The sequence below is a fragment of the Ruegeria sp. L11 genome (assembly GCF_056531755.1).
In genome coordinates this window covers 1-26,037 of the sequence record NZ_JBQFMI010000001.1, presented here as the reverse complement: position 1 = coordinate 26,037, position 26,037 = coordinate 1, and the positions used below count along the sequence as shown (strand labels likewise).

Sequence of the window (26,037 nt, the reverse complement as noted above, 5' to 3'; positions counted from 1 at the left end):
TCAGCTCTTGCCCCGAGGCGGTTGCGGCATCAGGAAATGCCCGGAGGCCTGCGCAAACAGTTTCGCATGATTGTCCTGCCAGGCTTCAACCCGTACCGAGGCGTAACGCCGCCCCGACCGGCTGATAAATGCCCGCGCATAGGCGTCTCGCGGCAAGCCCGAACGCAGATAGTCGACGGTAAAGTCGATCGTCTTGGGAAACCGGATGCTTTCGTCTGACACGATGGCCTCTGCATCGATCTCTCCGCTTTCAATACTTGGGAACATGTGTTCCCAGCTCAGCGTGATAACGGCTGTCACCTCCAAAAAAGCTGCGGTTACGCCGCCATGAATTGCAGGCAGAAACGGATTGCCGATCAGCTTGTCATCGAAATTCAAAACACCGGTCAGCTCATCCCCGCGCCTGTCAAAACTGATGTTCAGGAAACGTATATACGGTACGCCGTCGACAAGCGCACGCAGGGCTGCATCGCGGCGCTGCTTGACCACCTGCATCGGCTCGGGACGAGGTCTTGGCATATTACTTCCCTTCAACCGTAAAGGACCCTGAGGCTGTCGCCACCGGCAGGTCCGTGTCGTTGTCCATTGCGGTGGCCCGCACGAAGGCAACGTTTCGCGTGATATGGTGACAGACGGCATGTGCAGTAATCGTCTGACCGGGTGTCGCCGCGCGCATATAGTCAATCCGCAGATCGATTGTTGCGGTTCCTCCGGGGGCCGATGGGTGGCTCATCACCGCAGCGCCACAACAGGTGTCCAGAATCGTGGATATCGCTCCCCCATGAATCACCCCTGTACGCGGATCCCCGATCAGGTCTTTGTTGTAGGGCAGAGTTATCTCTGCCTCACCCTCACCGATCTGCGTGAGCGTAAGGTTCAATGCCCGCGCATGGGGGATCGCCTCGATAAACTGGCGGGCTAAAACTGTCTTATCGACCATAAGTATGCGTCCTGTTCTCTGCACCGCCTTTATGAGCCGGTGTTCCGGTAAAGAGCAAGCCTACCTGTTGCGCTTGGGATCGGGACCGCCTAGGTTGCTGACGAGGAGACCGGGAATGTCCAACAACCGTTTGTCATTCAAAGAAATGTGCGCCGAGTTTGACGTGACGCCGCGCACCCTGCGCTACTACGAATATATCGAGCTTTTGCAACCGGACCGCGAAGGGCGTTCGCGCTTTTACGGGGCCCGGGAATGCGCGCGGATGAAACTGATCATGCGCGGCCGAAAGTTTGGTTTTCCACTAGAAGAGATTCGCCAATGGCTACTGATCTATGAAGATCAGGGAAACGAGGCCCAGATGGCCACCTTTGTCGAAATGGCGGACCGCCAGATGAGTGAGCTTCAGCAGCAGCGACAGCAACTGGATGAGGCAATGGACGAACTCAAAAGCCTGCGCGACCAAACGGCCAAGTCGCTGGAATAACCTTTTCCGATATTTCATAATCAAGCATTGCAGGTGGCAGAACCTGTCAAAACCGGTGCGCATCCCCTTCAAGGCACCCGTTTATTCATGCCGAAAATCAGTTGACGTAACGGTAACAAAATTTCGCCGAAAGCCCCTTACGTGCACGGATGTTACGTCAACTTCAAAGTGACGCAGCGTCTGGATTACGTAAACGTCACTCACATGTTGTAAAGCACCCACCAACTGCGCAACTCATGTCTCATGACGCCAGTGACGAGAGTATGACGAATGACCGAAGATGTGATGACCATCCGCGAGATGTGCGAGACCTATGATGTCACACCACGCACCTTGCGGTTCTATGAGGCAAAGGAACTACTGTTCCCGATCCGCGAAGGCCAAAAACGTCTGTTCACCAAACGTGACCGGGCGCGGCTGAAGCTGATCCTGCGCGGCAAAAGATTCGGGTTCAGCCTCGAGGAAATTCGACAGCTGCTGGATCTCTACCATGTGGGCGATCAACAGGTCACCCAGATGAATCGCACATATGAAATCGCGTGCGAGCGTCTGGCTGACATGGAATCGCGCCGCGAAGAGCTGACGCAGGCCATCGACGATCTGAAAGAGCAGTTGCGCTGGGGCGAGAAAGTCATCGCCTCGATGAAACAGGAAAAGAAGGCGGCCGAGTAACCTCGCCCTGCCTTCCGGACATATGAATTAAGGGAGCTTCACATGCCCGTTTACAACGCGCCAACCAAAGACATGCAGTTCATTCTGCACGATGTTCTGAAAGTCTCGCAGTCGGACATCCCCGGCTATGACGAACTGGAGCCCGAATTCACCGGCGCAGTTCTGGAAGAAGCAGGCAAGGTTGCCACCAACGTCCTGCATCCTTTGAACGTTGTTGGTGACACCGAAGGGTGCCGGTTGGAAAACGGCATTGTGTACACCCCTACCGGGTTCAAAGACGCCTTCGAGCAGATGAAGGAAGGTGGCTGGACTGGCCTCGACATGCCGGAAGAGTATGGTGGCCAGAACATGCCCTACGTGATCGGCACAGCCGTAGGTGAGATGTTCTCGGGCTCCAACCAGGCTTTCACCATGTACCAGGGCCTGACCCATGGCGCAGCCTCGGCCATTCTGGCGCACGGAACAGACGAGCAGAAGAACAAATACCTGCCCAACATGGTCAGCTGTGAATGGACCGGCACCATGAACCTGACCGAACCGCATTGTGGCACCGATCTGGGCCTGATGCGCACCAAGGCAGAACCGCAGGGTGATGGCAGCTATAAGATATCAGGCCAGAAGATCTTTATCTCGGCTGGCGACCACGACATGGCAAACAACATTGTCCACCTGGTGCTGGCCAAGATCCCAGGCGGCCCCGAGGGCATCAAAGGCGTGTCGCTGTTCATTGTGCCCAAGTTCATTGTGAACGAAGACGGCAGTCTGGGCGAACGCAACGGCGTATCGGTCGGCAAGATCGAAGAGAAAATGGGCATCCACGGCAACTCGACCTGCGTCATGAACTATGACGAAGCCACTGGCTGGCTGCTGGGCGAAGAGCACAAGGGCATGCGCGCCATGTTCACCATGATGAACGAAGCGCGTCTGGGTGTGGGTATGCAGGGCCTGTCGCAAGCCGAAGCGGCCTATCAGAATGCTCTGGAATACGCCAAGGATCGTTTGCAGGGTCGCGATGTAACCGGTGTCAAAAATCCGGATGGTCCGGCCGATCCTCTGATCGTGCATCCAGATATCCGTCGCAACCTGATGGATCAGAAAAGCTTTACCGAAGGCGCGCGCGCGTTCATCCTTTGGGGCGCGACCATGATCGACAAGGCGCACCGCGCGGGAGACAAGGATGCGGACGGGCTGATCTCGCTGCTGACTCCGGTCATCAAAGGGTTTCTGACCGACGAAGGCTACGACATGACTGTTCAGGCGCAGCAGGTTTATGGCGGCCATGGCTACATCGAAGAATGGGGCATGTCGCAATATACCCGCGACGCCCGCATCGCGATGATCTACGAAGGCGCAAATGGCGTTCAGGCGCTTGACCTTGTGGGTCGCAAGCTGGCGCAGGATGGCGGCAAGCACGTCATGGCGTTTTTCGAGATGGTCAAAACCTTCTGCAAGGATAACGCGGGCAAGAACGAAGCATACGACAAAGCGTTCATTGAACCGCTGAAAGCTGCGTCCAAGGATCTTCAGGCCGCAGGCATGTATTTCATGCAGGAAGGCATGAAGAACCCGAATAACGCACTGTCCGGTTCTTATGACTTCATGCACATGTTCGGCCATGTTTGCCTGGGCCTGATGTGGGCGCAAATGGCGAAAGCGGCTCAGGAAGCGCTGGATGGTGGAGCCTCGGACAAGGAGTTCTACGAGACCAAGATCAACACCGGCCGCTTCTACATGGCGCGTCGCCTGCCAGCGACCGCGATGCATCTTGCGCGCATTCAGACCGGCGCAGACACGGTAATGGCACTGGACGCGGCGAATTTCTGATCTCAGTCTGGGTCCGGGCAACACCGCCCGGACCCAGCTTACCGGAGGAGACCAAATGCCAAAACGTTTTCGCCTGACCCGCCGCTTTCCGGTTGCGATGACTGAAGATGGGTATCGCAAACTCAAAGCGTTCGCGCGTGATGCCGGTCTGGACGAAGGTGAGGCGCTGTCTTTCTTGTTCGAGAATTTCAACAGCGTGATTGATGAGGAGAACCTGACCCACCGCCTGCGCATCTTCAATTCCGAACTTGAGGCACGGAAGAGGTGAACTGCTGCGGAGAAAACTCATCGGCGACTTTAATTTAAATGCCGGACGCCTCCGGCGGGAGTATTTGTGAAAAGATGAAGCGGCGATGCGTCCCTGCCACCGGGCACACTCGCCATCAGGACAGGAACGACTTCACCTTTTGCGGTCATCGGCTCTCCAGCCTGTACCGCACGACCACTGAATACGAAGATGGTTGATGAAACGTTACCTACTGCCCTTCATCTTTTCAAAAATACTCAAATCCGGCCTAGCCACATGCGCCTTGGGAGGGGCGAGCACATGACCATCAAACTTCATTGCTTCGGAGAAAGTGGAAACAGCTACAAGGCTGCTTTGGCTCTGGAAATGTCCGGTTTGGAGTGGGAACCGGTCTTTGTCGATTTCTTCAAAGGTGTAACCCGTACGCCGGAATATCGTGCTGACGTAAACGAGTTGGGTGAAGCACCAGTTCTGGTCGATGGAGATTTTCACACCAGCCAATCCGGTGCGATTCAGGCCTATGTCACGGAGAAATCCGGCAAGTTCGGTGGTAAGGACCGGGAAGAAGACTACGATATTCTGCGTTGGGTTTTGTGGGACAATCACAAACTCAGCTCAATGGCTGGTTTGACGCGGTTCCTGATCAATTTCCTACCCGAGCAGCACCGCAACCCTGATGTCATTGCATTCAATAAAGGACGTTTGAAGGCAGCTTATGAAATCCTGAACAACCACCTGGATGGTCGCGACTGGATCGTTGGTGATGGTGTGACCAACGCCGACCTTAGCTGCTGTGGTTATCTGTATTACCCTGAACCATTTGGCTTTGACCGTGCCGACTGGCCCCATATCGACGCCTGGCTGACCCGCTTGTCCGAACAGCCCGGCTGGAAACACCCCTATGACCTGATGCCCGGCAACCCGTCGGATCGAGCTTGAGGAGAAGACCCATGACCGAAGCCTATATCTATGACGCCCTGCGCACGCCGCGCGGCAAGGGCCGCAAGGATGGCAGCCTGCACGAGGTAACCTCGGTGCGCCTGTCCGCCCTGACCCTGAACGCGATGAAAGAGCGCAACAACCTGGAAGGTCACGCCGTTGAAGACGTGATCTGGGGAAACGTCACGCAAGTGATGGAGCAAGGCGGCTGTCTTGCGCGCTCGGCCGTTCTGGCATCCGACCTCGACCAGTCGATCCCGGGTCTCGCGATCAACCGTTTCTGCGCCTCGGGCATGGAAGCCGTGAACCTGGCCGCAAACCAGGTGAAAGGCGGCGCAGGCGATGCCTATATTGCGGGCGGTGTCGAGATGATGGGTCGCGTGGCCATGGGCAGCGACGGTGCAGCAATCGCTGTTGACCCCTCGCTGGCGATGGAGACCTATTTCGTACCTCAGGGAATCTCGGCCGACATCATCGCGACCGAGTATGGCTTTACCCGTGATGACGCGGATGCGCTGGCGGTTGAATCGCAAAGACGTGCTGCGGAAGCCTGGGCCGACAACCGGTTCGAGAAATCCGTGATCACCGTCAAGGATCAGAACGGCCTGACCATTCTGGACCGCGATGAATACATGCGCCCCGGCACTGACATGCAGAGCCTCGGTGCGCTGAACCCGTCGTTCGCTATGATGGGCGAGCAGATGCCTGGCTTCGACAAGGTTGCGATGCTGAAATACCCCCATCTTGAGCGCGTGAACCACATCCACCACGCCGGCAACAGCTCGGGCATCGTGGACGGAGCCGCTGCTGTTCTGATCGGCAACAAGGAATTTGGCGAGAAATACGGTCTCAAGCCGCGTGCCCGCATCAAAGCAACCGCCAAGATTGGCACTGATCCGACCATCATGCTGACTGGCCCGGTTCCGGTGACCGAGAAGATTTTGGCCGACAATGGCATGAAGATCAGCGATCTGGACTTGTTTGAAGTGAACGAAGCTTTCGCCTCGGTCGTGCTGCGGTTCCAGCAGGCATTTGATGTCGATCCCGCACTGGTCAACGTCAACGGTGGCTCGATCGCGATGGGTCACCCGCTGGGTGCCACGGGTGCAATGATTATCGGCACGCTGCTGGATGAACTTGAGCGTCAGGACAAGGAAACCGGTCTGGCCACGCTTTGCATTGCATCCGGCATGGGTGCGGCAACCATTATCGAGCGTGTCTGATGCCCAAGCTGGATCTCTCTCAGATCCCGTTTCAGGGCGGCTCGGCCTATCCCGGCAAGCTGGCCGAAGCGACCACAGGTCGCTTTGCGCAGCGCGTGGGCGATGCGGGCGGGCTGACCCAATACGGGGTCAACATCGTGCGGCTGGATCCGCAGGGCCTGTCATCGCTGCGCCATTACCACATGAAGCAGGACGAGTTTGCCATCATCCTCAGCGGCTCGTGCACGCTGGTCGATGATGATGGCGAGCACGAGATGCAGCCCGGCGATTGCGCCGCCTGGCCCGCAGGTGAGGCCAACGGCCATCACCTTGTGAACAACACCGATGCGCCCATGACCTTTCTGGTGGTGGGCACACGGACCCCGACCGAGACCGGCTATTACAGCGACATGGACATGATGGTGAAGGTTGATGAGAACGGATTCTCCTTCACCCGCAAGGATGGCAGCCCGCTGACGGCTGACCAGATTGGAGATGACAATGACTGATTTCACTCTGAGCAAAGACGCAGACGGCGTCGCCACGATCACCTGGGACGTGCCCGGGAAGACCATGAACGTGATGTCCTTTGACGGGCTGGCAGAATTGAGCGATTGCATCGATCAGGCGCTGGCCGACGATGAGGTGAAAGGCATCATTGTTACTTCGGGCAAAGAAGGGTCATTTGCAGGCGGCATGGACCTGAACCTGCTGGCGGTGATGAAAGAACAGGCGGGCGACAATCCGGCCAAGGGTCTGTTCGAGGGCACGATGAAAATGCACGCCCTGCTGCGCAAGATCGAACTGGCGGGTATGGACCCCAAGACCAAGAAAGGCGGCAAGCCGATTGCTACCGTTCTGCCCGGGACCGCTGCGGGCATCGGTATGGAACTGCCCCTGTCTACCCATCGTATCTTTGCAGCCGAAAACCCAAAGGCAAAGTACGGCCTGCCCGAGATCATGGTCGGCATCTTCCCTGGCGCGGGCGGCACCACCCGTATGGTCCGCAAAGTTGGCGCCATTGCGGCGGCTCCGCTGTTGCTGGAAGGCAAAATGCTGGACGTCAAGAAAGCCAAGAGCGCAGGCTATATCGACGAAATCGCAGCCGATCCAATGGCAGCAGCCAAGGAGTGGGTTCTGAGCGCCAAGGACGCCGATCTGGTCAAGCCTTGGGACGCGAAGGGTTATAAAATGCCCGGTGGCGCCCCCTATCATCCCGCAGGCTTCATGAACTTCGTTGGCGCGTCGGCGATGGTGAATGGCAAGACCCAAGGGGCCTTCCCGGCGGCCAAGGCATTGTTGAGCGCGGTTTACGAGGGCGCTTTGGTCGATTTCGACACCGCGCTGAAAATCGAAGCGCGCTGGTTCACGTCCGTGCTGATGAACCCATCGTCTGGTGCGATGATCCGATCGCTGTTCCTGAACAAGGAAGCACTGGAAAAAGGTGCCGTGCGTCCTGCAGGCGTTCCGGATCAGTCCGTCAAGAAGATCGGCGTTCTGGGCGCGGGCATGATGGGTGCAGGCATCGCGCTGGTCAGCGCACAGGCCGGGATGGAAGTGATCCTGATCGACCGCGACCAGGCCGCCGCCGATAAGGGCAAGGCCTATACCGAAGCCTATCTGGACAAGGGCATCAAGCGCGGCAAGGTCACGGCCGAGAAGAAAGAGGCGATGCTGGGCCGGATCACCGCGACGCCGGATCTGGAACAGCTCAAAGGCTGCGATCTGATCATCGAGGCGGTGTTCGAAGACCCGGGCGTGAAGGCCGAGATGACCCAGAAGGTCGAGGCGATCATCCCCGAAGACTGTATCTTTGCGTCGAATACCTCGACCTTGCCGATCAGCGATCTGGCCAAAGCCTCGGTACGGGCTGACCAGTTCATCGGCATCCACTTCTTCTCACCGGTCGAAAAGATGTTCCTGGTCGAGATCATCAAGGGCAAGGAAACCGGGGATCGTGCAGTGGCCAAGGCGCTGGACTATGTGCGTCAGATCCGCAAGACCCCGATCGTGGTCAACGATGCGCGTTTCTTCTACGCAAACCGCTGCATCATTCCATACATTAACGAAGGTGCGCGCATGGTCACTGAAGGCGTCAGCCCCATTTTGATCGACAACGCCGCGCGGCAATTGGGTTTCCCGGTCGGCCCGATCCAGCTGACCGACGAAACCTCGATTGATCTGGGTGCAAAGATCGCCCGCGCGACAAAGGCGGCGATGGGCGATGCCTATCCGGAAAGCCCCTCGGACGATCTGATCTTCTGGATGGAGGAACAGGGCCGTCTGGGCCGTAAGGCGAATGCCGGTTTCTTCGACTATGACGAGAAGGGCAAGCGCGTCGAATACTGGAAGGGCCTGCAAGACAAGTATCCGCTTGCCGATGACCAGCCTGACCTGATCGAAGTGCAGGAACGTCTGATGTTTGCTCAGGTTCTGGAAGCCGTCCGCGCACTGGAAGAGGGTGTTCTGGAAGACATCCGCGAGGGCGATGTCGGCGCAATTCTGGGCTGGGGCTTTGCCCCGTGGTCCGGTGGTCCGTTCAGCTGGCTGGACATCATCGGCACGCCCTACGCGGCCGAACGTTGCGATCAATTGGCCGAGAATTACGGTGAACGCTTTGCCTGCCCGACGCTGCTGCGCGAGATGGCAGAAAAAGGTCAGAGCTTCTACGGTCGCTTCAACCCTGAAGCAAAAGCCGCTTAATCCAATGACGCGGGCGCATGTCACCATGCGCCCGCATCGTTCTTGTCAGTGTTTGGTTAGATCTGCCATTCGGGCCGCAGGAACAGAACCGGCGCGCTTGGGCGTCCCGGTCGACCCGGTCGCCTGACCCCAAATGGCGGGCGGATCGGAAATATCGGTTCCTGGGGAATGGGTGCAGGCAGCGCACCCAATGGGTTGGCAAGAGCCGACATATCGCCCTTGCTTATCAGTGAGTGGATCAGGTCGGAGGCCACCTCTTCGGCCGCGACATCGTACCGTGTTCCGGTGGTTGCACCGCGCATGTTGAAGCGACCGGACGGGCAATAGGCCTGCAATCCGCCCTCGACAAAAATCACCTGATCATCATCAAAGAACAAGGAAAACACTTCGAAAGACGACCCCGGTGCCTGTGACGTCAGGTGACCGGCGCCGTTCAGCAAACGCGCTGGCACCACCGAAGGTCCATCGGCCTTGGCGTTGATCCGGGACAGGTTCAGCGCCATGCCCTGTTCGGGCATCAACCAGACAGGTCGCCCGTTATATGCGGCGCGGGCAGGTACGAGGACCGGCAGGAACTCGACCCGGCATTCATCGGCTGGAATGACCACAACGCTTATCGAGATGCGCCGTACCTCTTTGAACCCGTGATCGAGGGTTCGAACCAGATCACCCACCGTGATCCGTTCGACCGGCTTCCACCCGGCAGTCGTGGCGATCTTGGTGCCGTGCAAAAACCCGCCACGGCGCGCATTTACCGCCTGTTTTTTGTTGGTTCGATCAACTTCTGGCAGCTGATCCAGATAAACAGAAATACTTGTTACTTCGGACACGTGCCTTACCCCCTTTTGGCACAAAACATTTATGCCAATGAGCTAACACCAAAAATCCAACCCGTCACATTTCAGACATATTTGCGCCCAATTTTGACCAATTCCGTGTAATTGCCGATGGTTTTCGTGGACACTCCAGGACTCTCATCCGACATTTTTGCCATTTCTGAAACGAATGCCTTTTGTCGATCCACCGAATCCACGGCGTTTCACCGGATACGGAAGTAACGAAACGATCTGGCTTAGACGTGCATACGACCCAATCGCGTCAGGCAACTTTTTGCTGTTCAGATGATCGGCTGGCGCGCCACCCCAGCAACAGACCCGCTGCCGCAATCATAAGGATGCCCGAAATCTGAAAGACGCCAAGGGTTTGCCCAAAGGCCACAAATGCGAAGAGCGGGCCGAAGATCATGACAGAATACTCGAACACCGCCACATAAGATGGCTCGCCTACCTGATACGCCTTGATCAGCATGAAAACCGCGATTGTTGAACCGATAGCCTGAGTAACCAGCCACGGTATGGCAGGCCCCATGTTCCAAACCCATCCACGCGAGACAAAGCCATCAGCACCCTCTGCCGTGACGAGCGGTGAGATTGTCAGAAACGCAACCCCCATCGCACCTGCCACACCCAGAGTAATGACCATGATGGCCAGCATGGCCACAGTGCTTTCCTGGGAACAATGCGTACGCGTGAGAATCGAGCTGAGGGCATAGAAAAACCCTGCCGCCACAGGCACCAGCGTGCGCAGGTCAAAATCGCTGGGGTTTGGCTGAAGTACCAAAAGGATACCCGTAAATCCAATCAGTACGGCCAGTATGCGCCACGGCCCTATTGGTTGCCTGAGCACCAGAGCGGAGATCATCAGCACAAAAATCGGTGAGGTGAACAACCCTGCCAGCGCCTGTGCAATTGGCATCATGGCAAGAGATGCAAAATAGAATAGCATCGCCGTGGTAATCAGCACGCTGCGCAAGATGACAGGCCCCCACCGCACGGGCCTCAACCCGCCCAGCCCCAGAAACGACAGGCCAACAATCAGCGGCAGCATCAACAATGCACGGGTCAGATGAAACTGCCACAGCCCGACGGTTTCGGCCAAAAGGATCACAACATTGTCGATGACGCCGATAATTGCCATGGCACTTACCATCAAGGCCGAAGCCAGAACAGCAGAAGATGCGGAATGCGCCTGCATGAAGTCGTGTCCTGATTGCGATGGTGGGCCGACTGTTTCGATCCATTCGGGTATCCAGCACAATTCACAACGACTGCGCAACAGGTTTGCGCCCTGCGATTTCACCATGCTAAGCTGTAACAAAACAAATTCGAGCAGACCAACCCAGATGACGGCCCTGAAACAGTACCAGCGGATCGAAGCCACCGGTCTGTGGCGCCCCTCGCCCGATGAACAGCGGCGCGAGGTTGTTGTGTCTATCGGCGAAGCCACCCTAACCATTTCTGATTTCAATGACAGGGCGCTGACCCACTGGTCGCTGGCGGCACTTGAACGCCAGAACCCCGGTTCCTTTCCGGCCATATTCAACCCGGACGGTGATCCGGATGAAACGCTTGAGCTGGCCGAATCCGAAACCACGATGCTTGAAGCGATCGACCGATTGCAGCGCGCTATAGATCGGTCCCGCCCCCACCCGGGGCGTTTGCGCTGGCTGAGTGTCGGAGGCGTCGTGGCCGCTGTGCTGGCGCTGTTGCTGTTCTGGCTGCCCGGTGCGCTGCAAAACCATGTTGTCTCGGTCGTGCCCCAAGTTAAACGGCAAGAGATCGGCGATATGATCTTGCATCGGATCGAGCGCGTCTCGGGCCGGGCCTGTACGTCGCGGGATGCTCGGGATTCACTGGAACAATTGGCCCGGCGCACCGGCGTACGGCAGATCATCATTCTGCCCGCAGGCGTTCAGGACAGCCTCAGCCTGCCTGGCGGCACGGTCCTGCTAAGCCGTGCTTTGGTAGAAGATTACGAAGATCCTGCCGTTGCAGCGGGCTATGTGATTGCTGAACGGGCGCGGGCCGCGCATTGGGACCCGCTGGATGACCTTCTGGACAGAACCGGCGCGACCTCGGCCTTTAGGCTGCTGACAACCGGCGGGCTGACGCCCGAGATTATCGACACATATACCGAGCAGGTCCTGTCACAGCCCCGCCCGGCCATTTCTGATGACGATTTGCTGGCGATGTTCTCGCAAAGCGCGCTTCCCTCAACCCCCTACGCCTATGCCCGTGATGTGACCGGAGAAACCGTTCTTGGCCTGATCGAAGCGGATCCAATGGCGGGAAGGGCGCTGGAACAGGTGCTGCCGGACCGCGACTGGGTCCGGCTACAGAATATTTGCGGCGAATAAACCGGGTTACTTGGTTCCGAACATCCGGTCACCGGCATCCCCCAGACCGGGCATGATGTAGCCTTTCGAGTTCAACTCGCGGTCCAGCGCTGCTGTAACGATACGCACGTCAGGGTGCGCTTCTTTCATCCGCGCGACACCTTCGGGTGCCGCCAACAGGCACAGAAAGCGAATATCCGTCGCCCCGGCCTCTTTCAGTAGGTCAATGGCCGCGGCCGAGCTGTTGCCGGTGGCCAGCATTGGATCCACCGCAATGACCAAACGGTCCTTCAGGCTTTCGGGGGCCTTGAAATAATACTGTACGGGTTTCAGCGTTTCTTCGTCGCGATACAGCCCCACGAAACCGACGCGTGCTGAAGGCACAAGTTCAAGCACCCCATCCAGCATCCCGTTTCCGGCTCGCAGGATTGACACCAGTGCCATTTTCTTACCTGCCAGAATGGGTGCGTCCATCTCTTCCATCGGCGTTTCGATATTGCGCGTGGTCAAGGGAATGTCGCGCGTGACCTCGTAGGCCAGCAGCAACGTGATTTCGCGCAACAACTGCCGGAACCCGGCGGTCGAGGTGCCCTTGTCCCGCATGAGCGTCAGCTTGTGTTGCACCAGCGGGTGATCGACGACAGTAAGGTGTTCGCTCATGTGTTCTCCAGTCTTTTCTTGACCCGCGCTTGGGTGTCATCATCGCAGAAGGCCGCGTTCAGGGCCGTCTCATTCAATGCCGCAAAATCCCCGGCCTCCCAGCCGAACGCCGCGTTCAACATCTCATATTCCCGCCGCATGGTCGTGTGAAAAAACGGAGGATCGTCGGTGGAAATCGTAACCTTTACGCCCGCATCGCGCAGTTTCGCGATGGGGTGGGCAGCAAAATCAGGGAAAAGACCCAGAACTACATTCGAACCCGGACACACCTCAAGCGTGATTTCCCGGTCATCCAGTTCACGAACAAGATCAAGGTCTTCGATGGCGCGGACGCCGTGCCCGATACGCTCAACCCCCAGATCGCGCACAGCGTCGCGCACACTGTCAGGGCCACCAAACTCGCCTGCATGCGTGGTCAGGCGCAGCCCGGCTTCGCGGGCGCAATCGAAAGACCATTTGAAGTCGCCCTGCGTGCCAATGGCTTCGTTGCCGCCCATGCCGAAACCGGTGATCCAGTTTCCGGCGGTCTCGGCCGCACAATGGGCACTCCGCCTGGCTTGTTCGGGGCCAAAATGGCGGACACACGTAACGACACCGCGCAAGGTGATATCGAATTTACGCTCGGCTTCGTCTGCCGCATCCTGAATGGCGTTCAGATAATCCCGCCACGCATGCAGGTCGCCACCGCCGCAAAAATCAGGGCTGAGGAAGGTCTCGGAATAAACCACACCATTTTCAGCGCTTTCCTCAAGAATGGCCAATGTGAGCCTTCGGAAATCTTCGGGCGTTTTCAGAACTTCGCAAGCGGCTTCGTACACGCTCAGGAAATGCGCGAAATCACGAAAATCATAAGATCCGTCTGGCTTGAAGATACCGCTCAGGTCAACGCGTTTTTCATGCGCAAGCTGACGGATGAGGGCCGGAGGTGCCGCGCCTTCGTGATGAAGATGCAGTTCAATTTTGGGCAGGTCTGCAACGCTCATAAAAAGTTCCTTCCCGGCCCTTGCGCCGGAATGTTCAGATGGTGGGCAATGCTGGCGGCGATATCGGCAAAATCTACTTGCCCGATCTTTCCGGTACCCTGCCCTGCAATCAGAACCGGAACCTGTTCACGGGTGTGATCAGTTCCGGTCCAGCTTGGGTCATTGCCATGATCAGCTGTTAACAGCAACAGATCGCCTGGGTGCAGCTTCTTCAGAATATCCCCGATCTCGCGGTCGAACCATTCCAACGCACGCGCATATCCGCTGATGTCCCGGCGATGTCCGTACAGGCTGTCGAACTCGACAAAGTTGGCGAAGGTCAGACTGCCCTCTTCCGCCTCGTCCACAAGGTCAGACAGGTGCTGCATTAGCTGGGCATCCGACCCTTTGCGCAGCGTGTCGATCCCCTGCATCGAGAAGATGTCGCCGATCTTACCTACAGCATGAACCCGCCGCCCTGCATCCTGCACCCAATTGGTCAGCACCGGTGCCGGGGGCAGAATGGCGAAATCCTTGCGATTGGTCGTCCGATCAAACCCCGCCTCAGGCGTTCCGACAAAGGGGCGCGCAATGACACGCCCGACTTTCATCTGATGCAAACGCGGTGCAAGCGCGCGGCACATGTCCAGCAACCGTTCCAGCCCAAAGCTTTCCTCATGAGCCGCGATCTGAAATACACTGTCAGCGGATGTGTAGCAGATCGGCCAGCCGGTGCGCATATGTTCGGCACCCAGTTCAGCTATGATCGCTGTCCCCGACGCGTGGCAGTCACCAAGAATGCCTTCGGTCCCGGCAGCTTCGGCTGCCGCGCGACTCAGTTCCGCTGGAAAAGCCGGAACTGTGTTTGGAAAGTAATGCCAATCCCAAGGCACCGGCAGGCCCGCCAGTTCCCAGTGGCCTGAGGGCGTGTCCTTACCCGGCGAATGCTCACGCGCGCAGCCCCATAGTCCAGCGGGTTCGGCATCGAGGCCCGGAGTGGCGTCTCCAGACGCCAGCCGCACAGCCGCGCCCAAACCCAGCGCGTCCAGGTTGGGCAGGTGCAACGGGCCGGTGCGCCCATCTACTGCGCGGCCTTCCGCGCAGGCTTGGGCGATATGGGCCAGCGTGTTTGCCCCGGCATCCGGAACATCACCGTTGAAAAACCGGTCTGCATCAGGTGCCCCGCCTATTCCGACGGAATCCATGACGACAAGAAACGCTCGGCTCATACGCTGATCCTTTCGTGGATCAGATCGGGCAGCTTTGGAACTGTATCGCTGATTGTCATCGCACTCAGCACAGTTTCCGCTGCCCGCCGTGCAGCGCCTTCCCGTGCAGCGTGGACCACGGCAATGGGTGAACCTTTTGACACACGATCCCCCAGCCTGAGGATGTTGGATATTCCTACTGCCGGATCGATCTCATCACTTTCGACTTGGCGGCCGCCACCCAGCGCGACCACGGCAAGGCCCAGCGCCTCTCCGTCGATGGCGGAGACGTAACCGTCTTCGGGGGCAGGAACCTCCTGAATAACGCTCGCCTCAGGCAGGAAACGGGTCCAGGTATCGACGAATTTCACAGGACCACCAACCGCTGCCATCATGCGGCCAAACCGTTCGGCGGCGCGACCGTCACGGATGATCTTGGCGATCTGCTCACGCCCCTCCTCGACCGAGATGCACATGCCTGCATCGGCCAGCAGGACGCCGCCCAACTCGGCAGAAATGTCCACCAGTGGCGAAGCGTCAGGACCGGTCAGAACCTTCATCACTTCCGCGACCTCCAGTGCATTGCCCAGCGCCGGGGCCAAAGGCTGGTTCATGTCCGTGATCACCGCCGAAGTCCGGCACCCGGCCGCGTTCGCTGTCTCGGTCAATGCTGTGGCCAGCTTACGGGCATCCTCAATTGTTTTCATAAAGGCACCGCTGCCGACCTTGACGTCAAGAACCAACGCATCCGGGCTGGCCGCCAGCTTTTTGGACAGGATCGACGCTGTGATCAAATCCAGACTTTCGACTGTTGCCGTTACATCCCGCACTGCATAAAGCCGCTTGTCCGCCGGTGCAATCTGGCCCGTCGCGCCAACGATGGCCGCGCCCGTTTCGCGCAATATCTGCGCAAGTCGGTCCTGACCGATCTGAGTGCTGACCCCCGGAATCGCCTCGAGCTTGTCCAATGTTCCACCCGTGTGCCCCAAGCCCCGACCCGAGATCATCGGCACATAAGCACCACATTCCGCCAGCGCCGGAGCCAGCACAAGGCTGACGCAGTCCCCGACCCCACCGGTCGAGTGCTTGTCGATCACCGGCCCGTCCACATCCCAACCGAGAACATCGCCGCTATCGCGCATCGCAATCGTCAAGTCCGCACGCCCCTGAGGACCCAGCCCGCCCATACAGACGGCCATGGCAAACGCCCCGGCCTGCGCATCGCTGACGCTGCCGTCTGCCAACCCTTGCGCGAACCAGATAAGCTCGTCGCGGCCTGGGACTTCGTGCCTGCGCAGTTTGGCTATGATTGAACGGGCGTCCATGCGTTCAGACATCCTCCATGTGCGACGCGTCGAACGCACCCGGCAGCAAATCTCCGATGGTTGTCTCAAACTCCGCACCATCGACGGTTGCCAGAGTAACCTTTACATCGCGCTTGCCAAACTCGGCCAGCTTCTGACGGCATCCACCGCAAGGCGGCACAGGCTGAGGGCTGGAGGCAACCACGTAGACCTCGGTCAGTTCCTGCTCGCCCGCGGCCACCATTGCGGCAATTGCACCTGCTTCCGCGCAGGTCCCCTCGGGATATGCCACATTCTCGACGTTGCACCCGGAAAAGACATGACCCGAAGAAGACCGAAGCGCTGCGCCAACTTTGAAGTTCGAATATGGCGCGTAGGCGTTTTCCCGGACAGACAAGGCAGCGTCTTTCAGCGACATGGCGAATCCTCATTTTTGATCATCTGGTCAGAAATTTGCACGCTAACGTATTAAGGCGGGGAATTTGAAGCCCCTGACCCATGTTTTTCGCTTAACCCAGCGTTGTGTTGAAGGTACCGGGTAAGGTGACTTCCAACAATTCGATATTGTCTGTTGGCTCGGACAACCGTGTGCGCATCCCAGGTGGGATGACAAAAGCATCCCCTTGCTCCAGCCGGTAGGGATCGCGCCCCTCGCCTTCCAGGGTGACCTCGCCGTCCATCACAAAGGTAAAGTGAATGTCGGTGTCATGGCTGGCCCATTCCGGATCACCCGACCCTTTGCGCACAACCTGCACCCCAGCGACACCCTTGGTGTTCTCGGCAATCGTGGTGTCGCGGCAGATGTACCCCGGCAGGCGGAAGGGCATCCACTCGGCACCCTTGGCCTGATTATAGACAAAGCGTTGCCCCTGCCATTCGCGGTCCGGGCGGATGTGCGGAGTGGGAAGTGTCATGTCATGGTCGATCTCTGTGACATGCTCAGCCGGCACTCCGATCTCGATGACCTGAACATTATCAGAAGCTTCAAGAACGCGGTGCCGGATTTCCGGAGGTTGAATAAAGCAGTCCCCCGCTGTCAGACGCATTTTCTCGCCCTGATCCTCATAGACCACATCCACCCAGCCATGGATGCAAAAGATCAGCTGAAACCCGACCTTGTGAAAATGCACCATATCCGGAACCGGCCCACCATCGGGAATGCGGATATGGCTGGCAATAATCGACCCACCCAACCGATCCGGCACCAGATCGCGATAGTGCATCCCGGCCCGACCGATGATCCAGGGGGCCTGATCCTTGAGCCTGCGCACGACAAAGGAATGCACGGTCTCTGGCATCACCAGTGGCGGATTTCGTTCTTCAACTTCGATTCGGGTGCCATTCGGGGCTACAAGAACGCGTTCACCACCGGCGAAATCTGACGGATTATCCGTCAGGATACGCAATGTTCCTGGGCTTTCCGGTGCGTCTTTTTCAATGCGCAACCGCACGCCATGCCCCGAAAACACCGCGACGCGCGGATCGTCAGCGGGATAAATCATGTCCATCTTCATCCCCAGTTTTTTTGTGTAAAAAGGGATGTCGTCGCGAATTTCCTGTGTGGGCAGGCGAATTTCAGCGTGCGTTTTCGCCAGATCGGATGTCTTGGTCATCAGTATTCTCTTCGAATTGCAACTTTGGCCATCCGATCAGAACAGAGGTCAAAATGCCAACCGAAAAGAACATCTCCGGCATTTCTTCCATAACGAAGAAGCGCATTTCAATAATCACAGGTAAAACTCCGCCGTTCAGCGCGGTGAACTCGACCAAAATCTGGGCGACAACAACTGCCCAGCATCGCTGCAACCAACATCCAACCTACTGATCCCTCGTTGGTTACCAGCCACGTCATCAGTCCTGAATGTCACGACGGCCTTGCCAGAGTGATCTTGGACGTCGCAATGTGAAAAGATGCAAAAGAACTCAGACAATACCAATCCGGATTCTGGTTGCGACATCACGGCAGAGTTACGTAGCGTAGCCAAGTTCAAATAAATAGTTTAAGGCTAAATCAAATTCTCAATGGGAGCTGAATCGCCGATGTCTGACACCCCCAGCCTGCGACAAGCTGCGCTCGAATATCATGAATTCCCCAAACCCGGAAAGCTTGAGATCAAGGCCACCAAACCGATGGCCAACGGTCGCGATCTGGCCCGCGCCTATTCGCCCGGCGTGGCGGAGGCCAGCCTTGAAATCAAGGCCGATGCAGCCAATGCCGAGCGGTACACCGCGCGCGGTAACCTTGTTGCTGTGGTGTCAAACGGCACCGCCGTGCTTGGCCTGGGGAATATCGGGGCACTCGCCTCGAAGCCGGTCATGGAAGGCAAGGCTGTTCTGTTCAAAAAGTTCGCGGGCATCGACTGTTTTGATATCGAGGTAGATCAGCCCGATCCCGAAAAGCTTGCGGATATCGTCTGTGCCCTTGAACCAACATTTGGCGCCATTAACCTTGAAGACATCAAGGCCCCCGATTGCTTCATCGTCGAGAAACTCTGCCGTGAACGTATGAACATCCCGGTTTTCCATGACGATCAGCACGGAACCGCTATTGTGGTCGGGGCTGCGGCCAAGAATGCGCTGCATGTGGCCGGAAAGTCATTTGAGGACATCAAGGTCGTGTCGACCGGCGGCGGGGCTGCCGGGATCGCGTGCCTGACCATGCTGGTGAAGCTGGGTGTGAAGCGCGAAAACATATGGCTGTGCGACATTCACGGGCTTGTCTACGAAGGACGGGCCGAGGACATGAACCCGCACAAGTCACAGTTCGAGCAGAAGTCGGATTTGCGGACGCTGGACGATGTGATTGGTGGGGCCGACCTGTTTCTGGGTCTCAGCGGCCCAAATGTTCTAAAGCCTGATATGGTCCGGAAAATGGCCAGCCGCCCGATCATCTTCGCCCTGGCCAACCCGACGCCGGAAATTCTACCAGAGGACGCGCGTGCAGTAGCACCAGACGCAATCATCGCCACGGGGCGCAGCGATTTTCCCAATCAAGTCAATAACGTGCTGTGCTTTCCGTTTATCTTCCGGGGTGCTCTGGATGTCGGCGCGACCGAGATCAACGACGCGATGCAGATTGCCTGCGTGGATGGCATCGCTGAAATGGCGCGCGCGACCACAAGCGCCGAGGCGGCGGCTGCCTATAAGGGCGAGCAACTGACCTTTGGCCCCGAATACCTGATCCCAAAACCATTTGACCCACGTCTTGTGGGCGTGGTGTCCTCGGCGGTCGCCAAGGCCGCCATGGAAAGCGGTGTTGCAAAACGCCCTATCGAGGACCTTGAAGCCTATAAGGAAAAGCTCAACCAGTCGGTCTTCAAATCAGCCCTTCTGATGCGTCCTGTGTTCGAGGCCGCGGCCGTCGCATCCCGTCGCATCGTTTTTGCCGAGGGTGAAGATGAAAGGGTTTTGAGGGCCGCGCAGGCCATTCTCGAAGAGACGACGGAAACACCAATTCTGATCGGGCGACCCGATGTGATCGAAACCAGATGTGAAAAGCTGGGGCTGACCATTCGTCCGGGCAAGGACTGTCAGATCGTTAACCCGGAGAACGACCCGCGCTATTACGATTACTGGACTTCCTACCACCAAATCATGCAGCGCCGCGGTGTGACGCCGGATCTGGCCAAGGCGATCATGCGCACCAACACAACGGCCATTGGTGCGATCATGGTGCATCGTGGCGAAGCGGACAGCATGATCTGCGGCACATTTGGTGAATTCCGCTGGCACCTGAACTATGTCGAACAGGTGTTGGACGACAGCAAACTGCGCCCGCATGGTGCGTTGTCCCTGATGATCCTGGAAGATGGCCCCCTGTTCATTGCCGATACGCATGTCCGGCAATTGCCGTCGCCGGAAGAATTGGCCGAAACCACCATTGGCGCCGCGCGACATGTTCGCCGGTTCGGGATCGAGCCCAAGATCGCCTTCTGTTCGCAGTCGCAATTTGGCAATCAGGCTGAAGGATCAGGCAAACGGCTGCGGGCGGCGCTGGAAATCCTTGATCGGCAGCCGCGCGATTTTGTCTATGAAGGCGAAATGAACCTGGATGCGGCTTTGGATGCAGACCTGCGGGCGCGTATCTTCCCGGCGTCGCGATTGGAGGGAGCGGCCAACGTTCTGATATTCGCCCACGCAGATGCGGCCAGCGGCGTGCGCAATATTTTGAAGATGAAGGCGGACGGGATTGAAGTTGGCCCGATCCTGATGGGAATGGGCAACAAGGCCCATATAGTTACTCCATCCATCACCGCACGCGGTCTGCTGAACATGGCGGCGATTGCAGGAACACCCGTGGCGCATTACGGTTAACCGGGGGCAGCCTTGCTGGCGCCCCTGCCAACAGGGGGGGGGAAGCGCATGAAAGGACATTGCCACTGCAACGCCGTGCATTGGGAAAGCGATGCCCAAGCCGCGTGGAGCTGTTATTGCCACTGTTCAGATTGCAGGCGAAACTGCGCCGCGCCGGTCACGGCTTTTTTCGGGCTGCCGCATGAGGCGGTCAGATGGTTGGGTCAGGCACCAAAGATCTATCGCTCATCGGAAGGGGTTGAACGTCTGTTTTGCGGCAACTGCGGAACCCAGATGGCCTATCGCACAGCGCGCGATACGGTGAACATTCATCTTTACACCGCAACGCTGGACAACCCGGAGACCCTGCCGCCACAGTTTCACGTGTTCCACGCCGACCACCTGCCCTGGCTGAACCTTCAGGACAAGCTGCCACGTTACGCCAAAACGGCTGGTTGAGCTGATTCTCGGAACGGCACCATATTTGCACGCAATAGTTTGCAATTTTGCAAAACTTTCTATTGCTGCGACAAAAACTGTGCTTCAACTGTAATTTTGCAAAAATTTGCAAGTCGTTTTTTGCCGATCTGCAAATTTTTTGCGATAAACTGACGCGTCGTCATGCGTCGCGCTTGCCCGGTTGTTTTCTGCGACCTAACACAATGTCCAAGCCGTTGTGAGGAGGACAAGATGGCGTATCAGGACGTTTATGACAGCTGGAAAACCGACCCCGAAGCGTTCTGGATGAACGCTGCAAAAGGGATCGATTGGGTCAAGGCCCCCAGCAAAGCACTGTTCGACGACAATGCGCCCTTGTACGAATGGTTCAGCGACGCGCGGGTCAATACCTGTTGGAATGCCGTAGACCGTCATGTGGAAAACGGGCGCGGTGAACAAACCGCCATCATCTATGACAGTCCCATCACCCACACCAAGCGCGAGATATCCTATGTCGAGCTTCGCAACCGCGTGGCCACTCTGGCCGGCGCGCTGCGCGCAAAGGGTGTCGAGAAAGGCGACCGTGTCATTATCTACATGCCGATGATCCCCGAAGCGCTTGAGGCGATGCTGGCCTGTGCCCGCCTCGGCGCCGTGCATTCGGTCGTGTTCGGCGGGTTTGCCAGCAACGAACTGGCCGTGCGCATCGACGACGCCAAACCCAAAGCAATCATCGCCGCGTCCTGTGGGATGGAACCCGGTCGCGTGGTTCACTATAAGCCCCTGCTTGACGGTGCGATCGAACTGGCCAACCACAAACCTGATTTTTGTGTGATCTTCCAGCGGGAACAAGAGGTCGCCCAGTTGATTGAAGGGCGCGATTTCAACTGGCATGGTTTCCAATACGGTGTCGAACCGGCTGAATGCGTGCCGGTTGATGGCAAGGACCCGGCTTATATCCTGTACACCTCTGGCACTACGGGTGCACCCAAAGGGGTCGTGCGCCCCACTGCCGGACACCTTGTGGCACTGAACTGGACAATGAAGAATGTCTATAACGTCGATCCAGGCGACGTGTTCTGGGCAGCCTCCGATGTGGGCTGGGTCGTGGGGCACTCCTATATCTGCTACGCACCCCTAATCCACGGAAACACCACAATTGTGTTCGAGGGCAAGCCAGTCGGCACCCCGGATGCTGGCACCTTCTGGCGCGTGATCTCGGAACATAAGGTCAAAAGCTTCTTCACCGCACCTACGGCCATCCGCGCCGTCAAACGAGAAGACCCCAAAGGCGAATTGATTGGCAAATACGATCTGTCTCATCTACAGGCCCTCTATCTGGCAGGCGAACGCGCCGACCCTGACACAATTATCTGGGCACAAAACGCGCTGAAGGTTCCGGTGATCGACCATTGGTGGCAAACCGAAACCGGCTGGGCCATTGCCGGGAACCCGCTGGGTATCGAAGAGCTTCCGGTCAAGCTGGGCTCGCCCGCAAAACCGATGCCGGGTTATGACGTGCAAATTCTGGATGAAGGCGGTCACCCGATGAAGGCCGGTGAACTGGGTGCCATCGCGGTTAAATTGCCCCTGCCCCCAGGCACCTTGCCAACACTGTGGAATGCCGAAGCACGATTCAAGAAATCTTATCTTGAACACTTCCCCGGATATTACGAGACCGGCGATGCCGGGATGATTGACGAAGACGGGTACCTCTACATCATGGCGCGCACCGATGACGTCATCAACGTTGCCGGCCATCGCTTGTCGACGGGCGGGATGGAAGAAGTGCTGGCTGCCCACCCCGATGTGGCTGAATGCGCGGTGATCGGAGTTTCGGACCAGCTGAAGGGGCAGATGCCGGTCGGCTTCCTGTGCCTGAATGCTGGTGCCACACGGGATCATGGCGATGTGGTTCAGGAAGTCGTCAAAATGGTTCGGGAGAAAATCGGGCCGGTGGCCGCCTTCAAACTGGCTGTTGTCGTCGACAGGTTACCCAAGACCCGTTCCGGTAAGATCCTGCGTGGTACGATGGTGTCGATTGCAGACGGTCAGGACTACAAAATGCCTGCAACAATTGATGATCCTGCCATCCTTGATGAGATCAAAGAAGCGTTGCAGACAATTGGTTACGCCAAGTAACCATCGGGTGGCACAGGCCGCCCATGTCATGTCCGCCCTTGCAACCTGAATCTGGGCCCCTACTGTCGCTGTAAGACAGTGAGGGCCCATGACACATACCGATATCTGGCGTCTCAGCGCCACAGAGCTGACCACCTTGACCCGACGCGGCGATCTGAGCGCGACCGAGGCGGTTCAGGCCTCGATTGATCGCATGGACGCGGTGAACCCCGCGCTGAACGCGGTCGTCGAAGACTTGCGCACCGAGGCCCTGGAACGCGCGCAGTCGCTAGATGCTGCACGGGGGCGTGGTCAGCCGACCGGCCCGCTGCATGGTGTTCCGGTAACAATCAAGGTGAATGTCGATCAGAAAGGCCACGCCACCACCAACGGTGTCATTGCGCTGAAGGACGTAATCGCTCCGGATGACGCGCCGGTGGTCAGCAACTTGCAAAAAGCGGGGGCCATTGTGATCGGGCGAACGAATACGCCCGAGTTTTCCTTCAGGGCCGACACCGACAACCCCCTGCATGGGCGCACGTTCAACCCGTGGGGACGGCACATTTCACCCGGGGGATCATCCGGTGGCGCTGCTGCCGCCGTGATGGCAGGTGTCGGTGCGCTGGCCCATGGCAACGATATTGGCGGCAGCCTGCGCTTTCCGGCAGCCGCCATCGGAGCGGTTACGGTGAAACCGGGGTTGGGACGCGTTCCCGCGTGGAACCCAAGTCAGAAGGCCGAACGCGGATTGCTGGCGCAATCAATGTCGGTTCAGGGCCTGATCACTCGGTCGGCTGCGGATCTACACCTGTCCATGCCCAGCCTGATCGCCACCGATGCGCGGGATCCGTTCCACGTACCAATGCCCTGGCGCGGTGAGCGTTTTGACCAGCCGATCAAGGTGGCATTCACCAAGAACACCTTCGGCTATGCGCTGCACCCCGAGGTCGAAAAAGCCCTCGACACTGCGCGCGATGCGCTGGTCGATGCAGGGTACGACGTTGAAGAGGTCGATCCACCCGATGTCTTTGAATGTGGCCGGATCGGGTACCGGACCTTGATGGGCGAAGTGCTGACCCTGATGAAATCTGACATTGAAGCCGCTGGTTCCAAAACCATCCGCGACATCTTTGACGTCTACTTTCAGGAATTCCCGCCCATCGTTGAAACAGAATTGGTCCGGATGCTGGCCAAGCGCAGCTATTATGCCCGTGAATGGTCCCTGTTTATGCAGGACTACCCGCTGGTCTTGTCCCCTTTCCTGCCACAGCCATTTTTCAAACCCGACCGGGACACCGAAGGCGCGGAGGGCGTGCATGATGTTCTGGGATGCGCTGTCTATTCCTATGCGATGAACTTTCTGGGACTGCCTGCAGCCTGCGTTCCGTCACGATTGGCCAACCTTCCCAAAGGGCCTCAACCTATCAATGTACAGATCGCGGCACAGCGCTGGCGCGAGGATTTGGCCGTGGATGCCGCCGCCGCGATAGAAGCTCGCGTGGGACAGATGTGTTTCCCGCTTTGGGATCACATGTAACAAAAAATAGACCCCGGGTCATTGTGCCCGGGGTCCAGCTGCTAAAATAAGCCCGGATTTCTGATGACGAGCGTAGCACCACCCACCCTCGCCAGCGCAAAATCTGCGCAACCATTCGAAAACACCGTTTAGGTGGCCACTCACTCCCACCTTGGCGTGTTCTCCGGACAAGTTCACATTAGCCAATCATTAAGGGAATTCCTGTGAACTGCTTCACACAGGCGTGAGAAAAATTTGGGGATGGCCTATTTTACGTGAATTGTTCGGATATTAGACGTTCTTCCAACCCATGGCCGGGGTCGAAAAGGATACGGTGCGCAATGGCTGGTTCCGACCTGATCTCAACCCAGTCGATATCCGGGAAAGAAACGGAATCGGCGGCCACGATGACCGGGCGCTTGTCAGCTTCGACCACATCGAACCTGACTTTCGCCATTTTCGGCAACAAGGCACCACGCCACCGCCGTGGGCGAAACGCTGCGATGGGTGTCAGGGCCAGAACGTCAGCACCAATCGGAACAATCGGCCCATGCGCGGAATAGTTATAGGCGGTCGATCCCGCAGGCGTGGCAAGCAATGCCCCGTCACAGACCAGTTCGGCCATGCGTACCCGGCCGTCTACGCTGATCTTGAGCCTTGCTGCCTGAGGACCGGCGCGTAGCAATGACACTTCGTTGATCGCCAGCGCCTCGTGCAGTTTTCCAGATTGGTCCATCGCTTGCATGGCCAACGGGTTGATAACCTCTTCCTCGGCATCCTCCAGCCGCGCCATCAGATCGTCTTCGTGATACTCATTCATCAGAAAGCCGATCGTGCCGCGATTCATCCCGTAAACCGGAGTATCGAGATGCTGCACATTGTACAAAGTGTGCAACATGAAGCCGTCGCCGCCCAATGCAACCACTACATCTGCGTCCCGAGGTGCCACATTACCATATTTGGTCACCAGGGTGTCACGCGCTGTTTGCGCCACTTTGACCTCACTGGCGAGAAAGGCGATTCTCTTTTTCATGTTTTGTGGTTTCCGGTGTTGCACATTTGGTTCCGAAACAAACATACCTTTCCCCAATAGGCCAGTCTTGACGCCGCAGCAGGCCAAATCGTCGCTTTAAGCCTTTTGCGAATGTGGCGTTTCCGATAGGAAATCCGCAAGATTTATACCCAGCCATGTGGAGCGCCAATGAACGCCAATCTTCGTGACACCGGATTTTTCACCCAGTCCTTGTCGGACCGCGACCCTGAGCTTTTTGGCTCGATCCGGTCTGAGCTGGGTCGTCAGCGCGACGAGATCGAGCTGATTGCGTCCGAGAACATCGTCTCTGCCGCCG

At 57.7% G+C, this 26,037-nt stretch carries 25 protein-coding genes and 1 pseudogene; 15 read left to right on the top strand and 11 right to left on the bottom strand.

Going from position 1 to position 26,037, the window contains the following annotated elements; all coding sequences use genetic code 11:
• Together ACR0CE_RS00130 and ACR0CE_RS00125 are read right to left on the bottom strand one after the other, a co-directional pair.
• The gene (locus tag ACR0CE_RS00130; RefSeq protein ID WP_267364663.1) at positions 1-519 is read right to left on the bottom strand and encodes a PaaI family thioesterase; all 519 of its coding nucleotides are present in this window, start codon (positions 517-519) and stop codon (positions 1-3) included.
• A gap of 1 nt (position 520) precedes the next feature.
• The gene (locus tag ACR0CE_RS00125) at positions 521-940 is read right to left on the bottom strand and encodes a PaaI family thioesterase (protein WP_209503260.1); all 420 of its coding nucleotides are present in this window, start codon (positions 938-940) and stop codon (positions 521-523) included.
• Between the two features lie 115 nt (positions 941-1,055).
• Between ACR0CE_RS00125 and ACR0CE_RS00120 the strand changes: the two genes are divergently transcribed.
• The 8 genes from ACR0CE_RS00120 to ACR0CE_RS00085 all read left to right on the top strand — a co-directional run bounded on the left by ACR0CE_RS00120 (position 1,056) and on the right by ACR0CE_RS00085 (position 9,011).
• Positions 1,056-1,424 (top strand): MerR family transcriptional regulator, encoded by a 369-nt coding sequence (locus ACR0CE_RS00120; RefSeq protein WP_267364662.1) that lies wholly within the window; start codon positions 1,056-1,058, stop codon positions 1,422-1,424.
• A 270-nt stretch (positions 1,425-1,694) separates the two neighbouring features.
• Positions 1,695-2,096 (top strand): MerR family transcriptional regulator, encoded by a 402-nt coding sequence (locus tag ACR0CE_RS00115; RefSeq protein ID WP_209503256.1) that lies wholly within the window; start codon positions 1,695-1,697, stop codon positions 2,094-2,096.
• 42 nt (positions 2,097-2,138) lie between these two features.
• Entirely contained in the window at positions 2,139-3,920 is a 1,782-nt protein-coding gene (locus ACR0CE_RS00110; protein WP_480830324.1) for an acyl-CoA dehydrogenase C-terminal domain-containing protein, read from the top strand.
• Positions 3,921-3,975: 55 nt separating this feature from the next.
• On the top strand, positions 3,976-4,188 hold the full coding sequence (locus ACR0CE_RS00105) for a hypothetical protein (protein WP_209503252.1): 213 nt from the start codon (positions 3,976-3,978) through the stop codon (positions 4,186-4,188).
• 279 nt (positions 4,189-4,467) lie between these two features.
• Entirely contained in the window at positions 4,468-5,106 is a 639-nt protein-coding gene (locus tag ACR0CE_RS00100) for a glutathione S-transferase family protein (protein ID WP_480484256.1), read from the top strand.
• An 11-nt stretch (positions 5,107-5,117) separates the two neighbouring features.
• A complete protein-coding gene (locus ACR0CE_RS00095) occupies positions 5,118-6,329 on the top strand; it encodes an acetyl-CoA C-acetyltransferase (RefSeq protein ID WP_267364658.1) in 1,212 nt (403 codons plus the stop codon).
• Positions 6,329-6,817, top strand: coding sequence for a cupin domain-containing protein (locus tag ACR0CE_RS00090; RefSeq protein WP_267364657.1), 489 nt, complete (start codon positions 6,329-6,331; stop codon positions 6,815-6,817). The genes ACR0CE_RS00095 and ACR0CE_RS00090 overlap by 1 nt, the downstream gene beginning before the upstream one ends.
• Positions 6,810-9,011 carry a 3-hydroxyacyl-CoA dehydrogenase NAD-binding domain-containing protein gene (locus ACR0CE_RS00085; RefSeq protein ID WP_480830322.1) on the top strand — a complete coding sequence of 734 codons (2,202 nt, stop codon included), beginning with the start codon at positions 6,810-6,812 and terminating at the stop codon, positions 9,009-9,011. The genes ACR0CE_RS00090 and ACR0CE_RS00085 overlap by 8 nt, the downstream gene beginning before the upstream one ends.
• A 56-nt stretch (positions 9,012-9,067) precedes the next feature.
• Here ACR0CE_RS00085 and ACR0CE_RS00080 read toward each other — a convergent pair whose 3' ends face one another.
• Positions 9,068-9,841, bottom strand: coding sequence for a Hint domain-containing protein (locus tag ACR0CE_RS00080; protein ID WP_480830320.1), 774 nt, complete (start codon positions 9,839-9,841; stop codon positions 9,068-9,070).
• Positions 9,842-10,109: 268 nt separating this feature from the next.
• A complete protein-coding gene (locus ACR0CE_RS00075; protein ID WP_480830318.1) occupies positions 10,110-11,045 on the bottom strand; it encodes a DMT family transporter in 936 nt (311 codons plus the stop codon).
• A 148-nt stretch (positions 11,046-11,193) separates the two neighbouring features.
• Here ACR0CE_RS00075 and ACR0CE_RS00070 point away from each other — a divergent pair, with 148 nt between their 5' ends.
• Positions 11,194-12,207, top strand: coding sequence for a hypothetical protein (locus tag ACR0CE_RS00070; RefSeq protein WP_480830316.1), 1,014 nt, complete (start codon positions 11,194-11,196; stop codon positions 12,205-12,207).
• A 6-nt stretch (positions 12,208-12,213) separates the two neighbouring features.
• Here the strand turns inward: ACR0CE_RS00070 and upp are convergent, their stop codons facing one another.
• From upp to ACR0CE_RS00040, 6 genes are all read right to left on the bottom strand, one after another.
• The gene (upp, locus tag ACR0CE_RS00065; RefSeq protein ID WP_480473547.1) at positions 12,214-12,846 is read right to left on the bottom strand and encodes a uracil phosphoribosyltransferase; all 633 of its coding nucleotides are present in this window, start codon (positions 12,844-12,846) and stop codon (positions 12,214-12,216) included.
• Positions 12,843-13,829 carry an adenosine deaminase gene (locus ACR0CE_RS00060; RefSeq protein WP_480830314.1) on the bottom strand — a complete coding sequence of 329 codons (987 nt, stop codon included), beginning with the start codon at positions 13,827-13,829 and terminating at the stop codon, positions 12,843-12,845. Before ACR0CE_RS00060 ends, upp begins: the two co-directional genes overlap by 4 nt.
• A complete protein-coding gene (locus ACR0CE_RS00055; RefSeq protein ID WP_480830312.1) occupies positions 13,826-15,037 on the bottom strand; it encodes a phosphopentomutase in 1,212 nt (403 codons plus the stop codon). Before ACR0CE_RS00055 ends, ACR0CE_RS00060 begins: the two co-directional genes overlap by 4 nt.
• Positions 15,034-16,341: a thymidine phosphorylase gene (locus ACR0CE_RS00050; protein ID WP_480830310.1), complete on the bottom strand. Its 1,308-nt coding sequence runs from the start codon at positions 16,339-16,341 to the stop codon at positions 15,034-15,036. Before ACR0CE_RS00050 ends, ACR0CE_RS00055 begins: the two co-directional genes overlap by 4 nt.
• 4 nt (positions 16,342-16,345) lie before the next feature.
• A complete protein-coding gene (locus tag ACR0CE_RS00045) occupies positions 16,346-16,738 on the bottom strand; it encodes a cytidine deaminase (protein ID WP_267365809.1) in 393 nt (130 codons plus the stop codon).
• 91 nt (positions 16,739-16,829) lie between these two features.
• Positions 16,830-17,933, bottom strand: a complete 1,104-nt coding sequence (locus ACR0CE_RS00040; RefSeq protein ID WP_480484266.1) for a cupin domain-containing protein — start codon at positions 17,931-17,933, stop codon at positions 16,830-16,832.
• Between the two features lie 53 nt (positions 17,934-17,986).
• Between ACR0CE_RS00040 and ACR0CE_RS00035 the strand changes: the two genes are divergently transcribed.
• The 5 genes from ACR0CE_RS00035 to ACR0CE_RS00015 all read left to right on the top strand — a co-directional run bounded on the left by ACR0CE_RS00035 (position 17,987) and on the right by ACR0CE_RS00015 (position 24,709).
• Positions 17,987-18,145, top strand: a complete 159-nt coding sequence (locus ACR0CE_RS00035) for a hypothetical protein (RefSeq protein WP_480485161.1) — start codon at positions 17,987-17,989, stop codon at positions 18,143-18,145.
• 215 nt (positions 18,146-18,360) lie between these two features.
• Entirely contained in the window at positions 18,361-20,634 is a 2,274-nt protein-coding gene (locus tag ACR0CE_RS00030) for an NADP-dependent malic enzyme (protein ID WP_267365814.1), read from the top strand.
• Positions 20,635-20,682: 48 nt separating this feature from the next.
• Positions 20,683-21,072 (top strand): GFA family protein, encoded by a 390-nt coding sequence (locus ACR0CE_RS00025; RefSeq protein ID WP_480484268.1) that lies wholly within the window; start codon positions 20,683-20,685, stop codon positions 21,070-21,072.
• Between the two features lie 231 nt (positions 21,073-21,303).
• Complete coding sequence (gene prpE / locus ACR0CE_RS00020) at positions 21,304-23,193, top strand: propionate-CoA ligase PrpE (RefSeq protein ID WP_480485159.1); 1,890 nt, start codon at positions 21,304-21,306, stop codon at positions 23,191-23,193.
• An 88-nt stretch (positions 23,194-23,281) separates the two neighbouring features.
• Entirely contained in the window at positions 23,282-24,709 is a 1,428-nt protein-coding gene (locus ACR0CE_RS00015; protein WP_480484270.1) for an amidase family protein, read from the top strand.
• Between the two features lie 250 nt (positions 24,710-24,959).
• Here the strand turns inward: ACR0CE_RS00015 and ACR0CE_RS00010 are convergent, their stop codons facing one another.
• On the bottom strand, positions 24,960-25,766 hold the full coding sequence (locus tag ACR0CE_RS00010; RefSeq protein ID WP_480484271.1) for an NAD kinase: 807 nt from the start codon (positions 25,764-25,766) through the stop codon (positions 24,960-24,962).
• Positions 25,767-25,889: 123 nt separating this feature from the next.
• Here ACR0CE_RS00010 and glyA point away from each other — a divergent pair.
• Positions 25,890-26,037: pseudogene (gene glyA / locus ACR0CE_RS00005) on the top strand (serine hydroxymethyltransferase); the annotation flags it as partial.

Coding starts and splice junctions, on each gene's coding strand:
- ACR0CE_RS00130 (WP_267364663.1), bottom strand. CDS start 519: ATGCCAAGACCTCGTCCCGAGCCGATGCAGGTGGTCAAGCAGCGCCGC.
- ACR0CE_RS00125 (WP_209503260.1), bottom strand. CDS start 940: ATGGTCGATAAGACAGTTTTAGCCCGCCAGTTTATCGAGGCGATCCCC.
- ACR0CE_RS00120 (WP_267364662.1), top strand. CDS start 1,056: ATGTCCAACAACCGTTTGTCATTCAAAGAAATGTGCGCCGAGTTTGAC.
- ACR0CE_RS00115 (WP_209503256.1), top strand. CDS start 1,695: ATGACCGAAGATGTGATGACCATCCGCGAGATGTGCGAGACCTATGAT.
- ACR0CE_RS00110 (WP_480830324.1), top strand. CDS start 2,139: ATGCCCGTTTACAACGCGCCAACCAAAGACATGCAGTTCATTCTGCAC.
- ACR0CE_RS00105 (WP_209503252.1), top strand. CDS start 3,976: ATGCCAAAACGTTTTCGCCTGACCCGCCGCTTTCCGGTTGCGATGACT.
- ACR0CE_RS00100 (WP_480484256.1), top strand. CDS start 4,468: ATGACCATCAAACTTCATTGCTTCGGAGAAAGTGGAAACAGCTACAAG.
- ACR0CE_RS00095 (WP_267364658.1), top strand. CDS start 5,118: ATGACCGAAGCCTATATCTATGACGCCCTGCGCACGCCGCGCGGCAAG.
- ACR0CE_RS00090 (WP_267364657.1), top strand. CDS start 6,329: ATGCCCAAGCTGGATCTCTCTCAGATCCCGTTTCAGGGCGGCTCGGCC.
- ACR0CE_RS00085 (WP_480830322.1), top strand. CDS start 6,810: ATGACTGATTTCACTCTGAGCAAAGACGCAGACGGCGTCGCCACGATC.
- ACR0CE_RS00075 (WP_480830318.1), bottom strand. CDS start 11,045: ATGCAGGCGCATTCCGCATCTTCTGCTGTTCTGGCTTCGGCCTTGATG.
- ACR0CE_RS00070 (WP_480830316.1), top strand. CDS start 11,194: ATGACGGCCCTGAAACAGTACCAGCGGATCGAAGCCACCGGTCTGTGG.
- upp (WP_480473547.1), bottom strand. CDS start 12,846: ATGAGCGAACACCTTACTGTCGTCGATCACCCGCTGGTGCAACACAAG.
- ACR0CE_RS00060 (WP_480830314.1), bottom strand. CDS start 13,829: ATGAGCGTTGCAGACCTGCCCAAAATTGAACTGCATCTTCATCACGAA.
- ACR0CE_RS00055 (WP_480830312.1), bottom strand. CDS start 15,037: ATGAGCCGAGCGTTTCTTGTCGTCATGGATTCCGTCGGAATAGGCGGG.
- ACR0CE_RS00050 (WP_480830310.1), bottom strand. CDS start 16,341: ATGGACGCCCGTTCAATCATAGCCAAACTGCGCAGGCACGAAGTCCCA.
- ACR0CE_RS00045 (WP_267365809.1), bottom strand. CDS start 16,738: ATGTCGCTGAAAGACGCTGCCTTGTCTGTCCGGGAAAACGCCTACGCG.
- ACR0CE_RS00040 (WP_480484266.1), bottom strand. CDS start 17,933: ATGACCAAGACATCCGATCTGGCGAAAACGCACGCTGAAATTCGCCTG.
- ACR0CE_RS00035 (WP_480485161.1), top strand. CDS start 17,987: ATGCCAACCGAAAAGAACATCTCCGGCATTTCTTCCATAACGAAGAAG.
- ACR0CE_RS00030 (WP_267365814.1), top strand. CDS start 18,361: ATGTCTGACACCCCCAGCCTGCGACAAGCTGCGCTCGAATATCATGAA.
- ACR0CE_RS00025 (WP_480484268.1), top strand. CDS start 20,683: ATGAAAGGACATTGCCACTGCAACGCCGTGCATTGGGAAAGCGATGCC.
- prpE (WP_480485159.1), top strand. CDS start 21,304: ATGGCGTATCAGGACGTTTATGACAGCTGGAAAACCGACCCCGAAGCG.
- ACR0CE_RS00015 (WP_480484270.1), top strand. CDS start 23,282: ATGACACATACCGATATCTGGCGTCTCAGCGCCACAGAGCTGACCACC.
- ACR0CE_RS00010 (WP_480484271.1), bottom strand. CDS start 25,766: ATGTTTGTTTCGGAACCAAATGTGCAACACCGGAAACCACAAAACATG.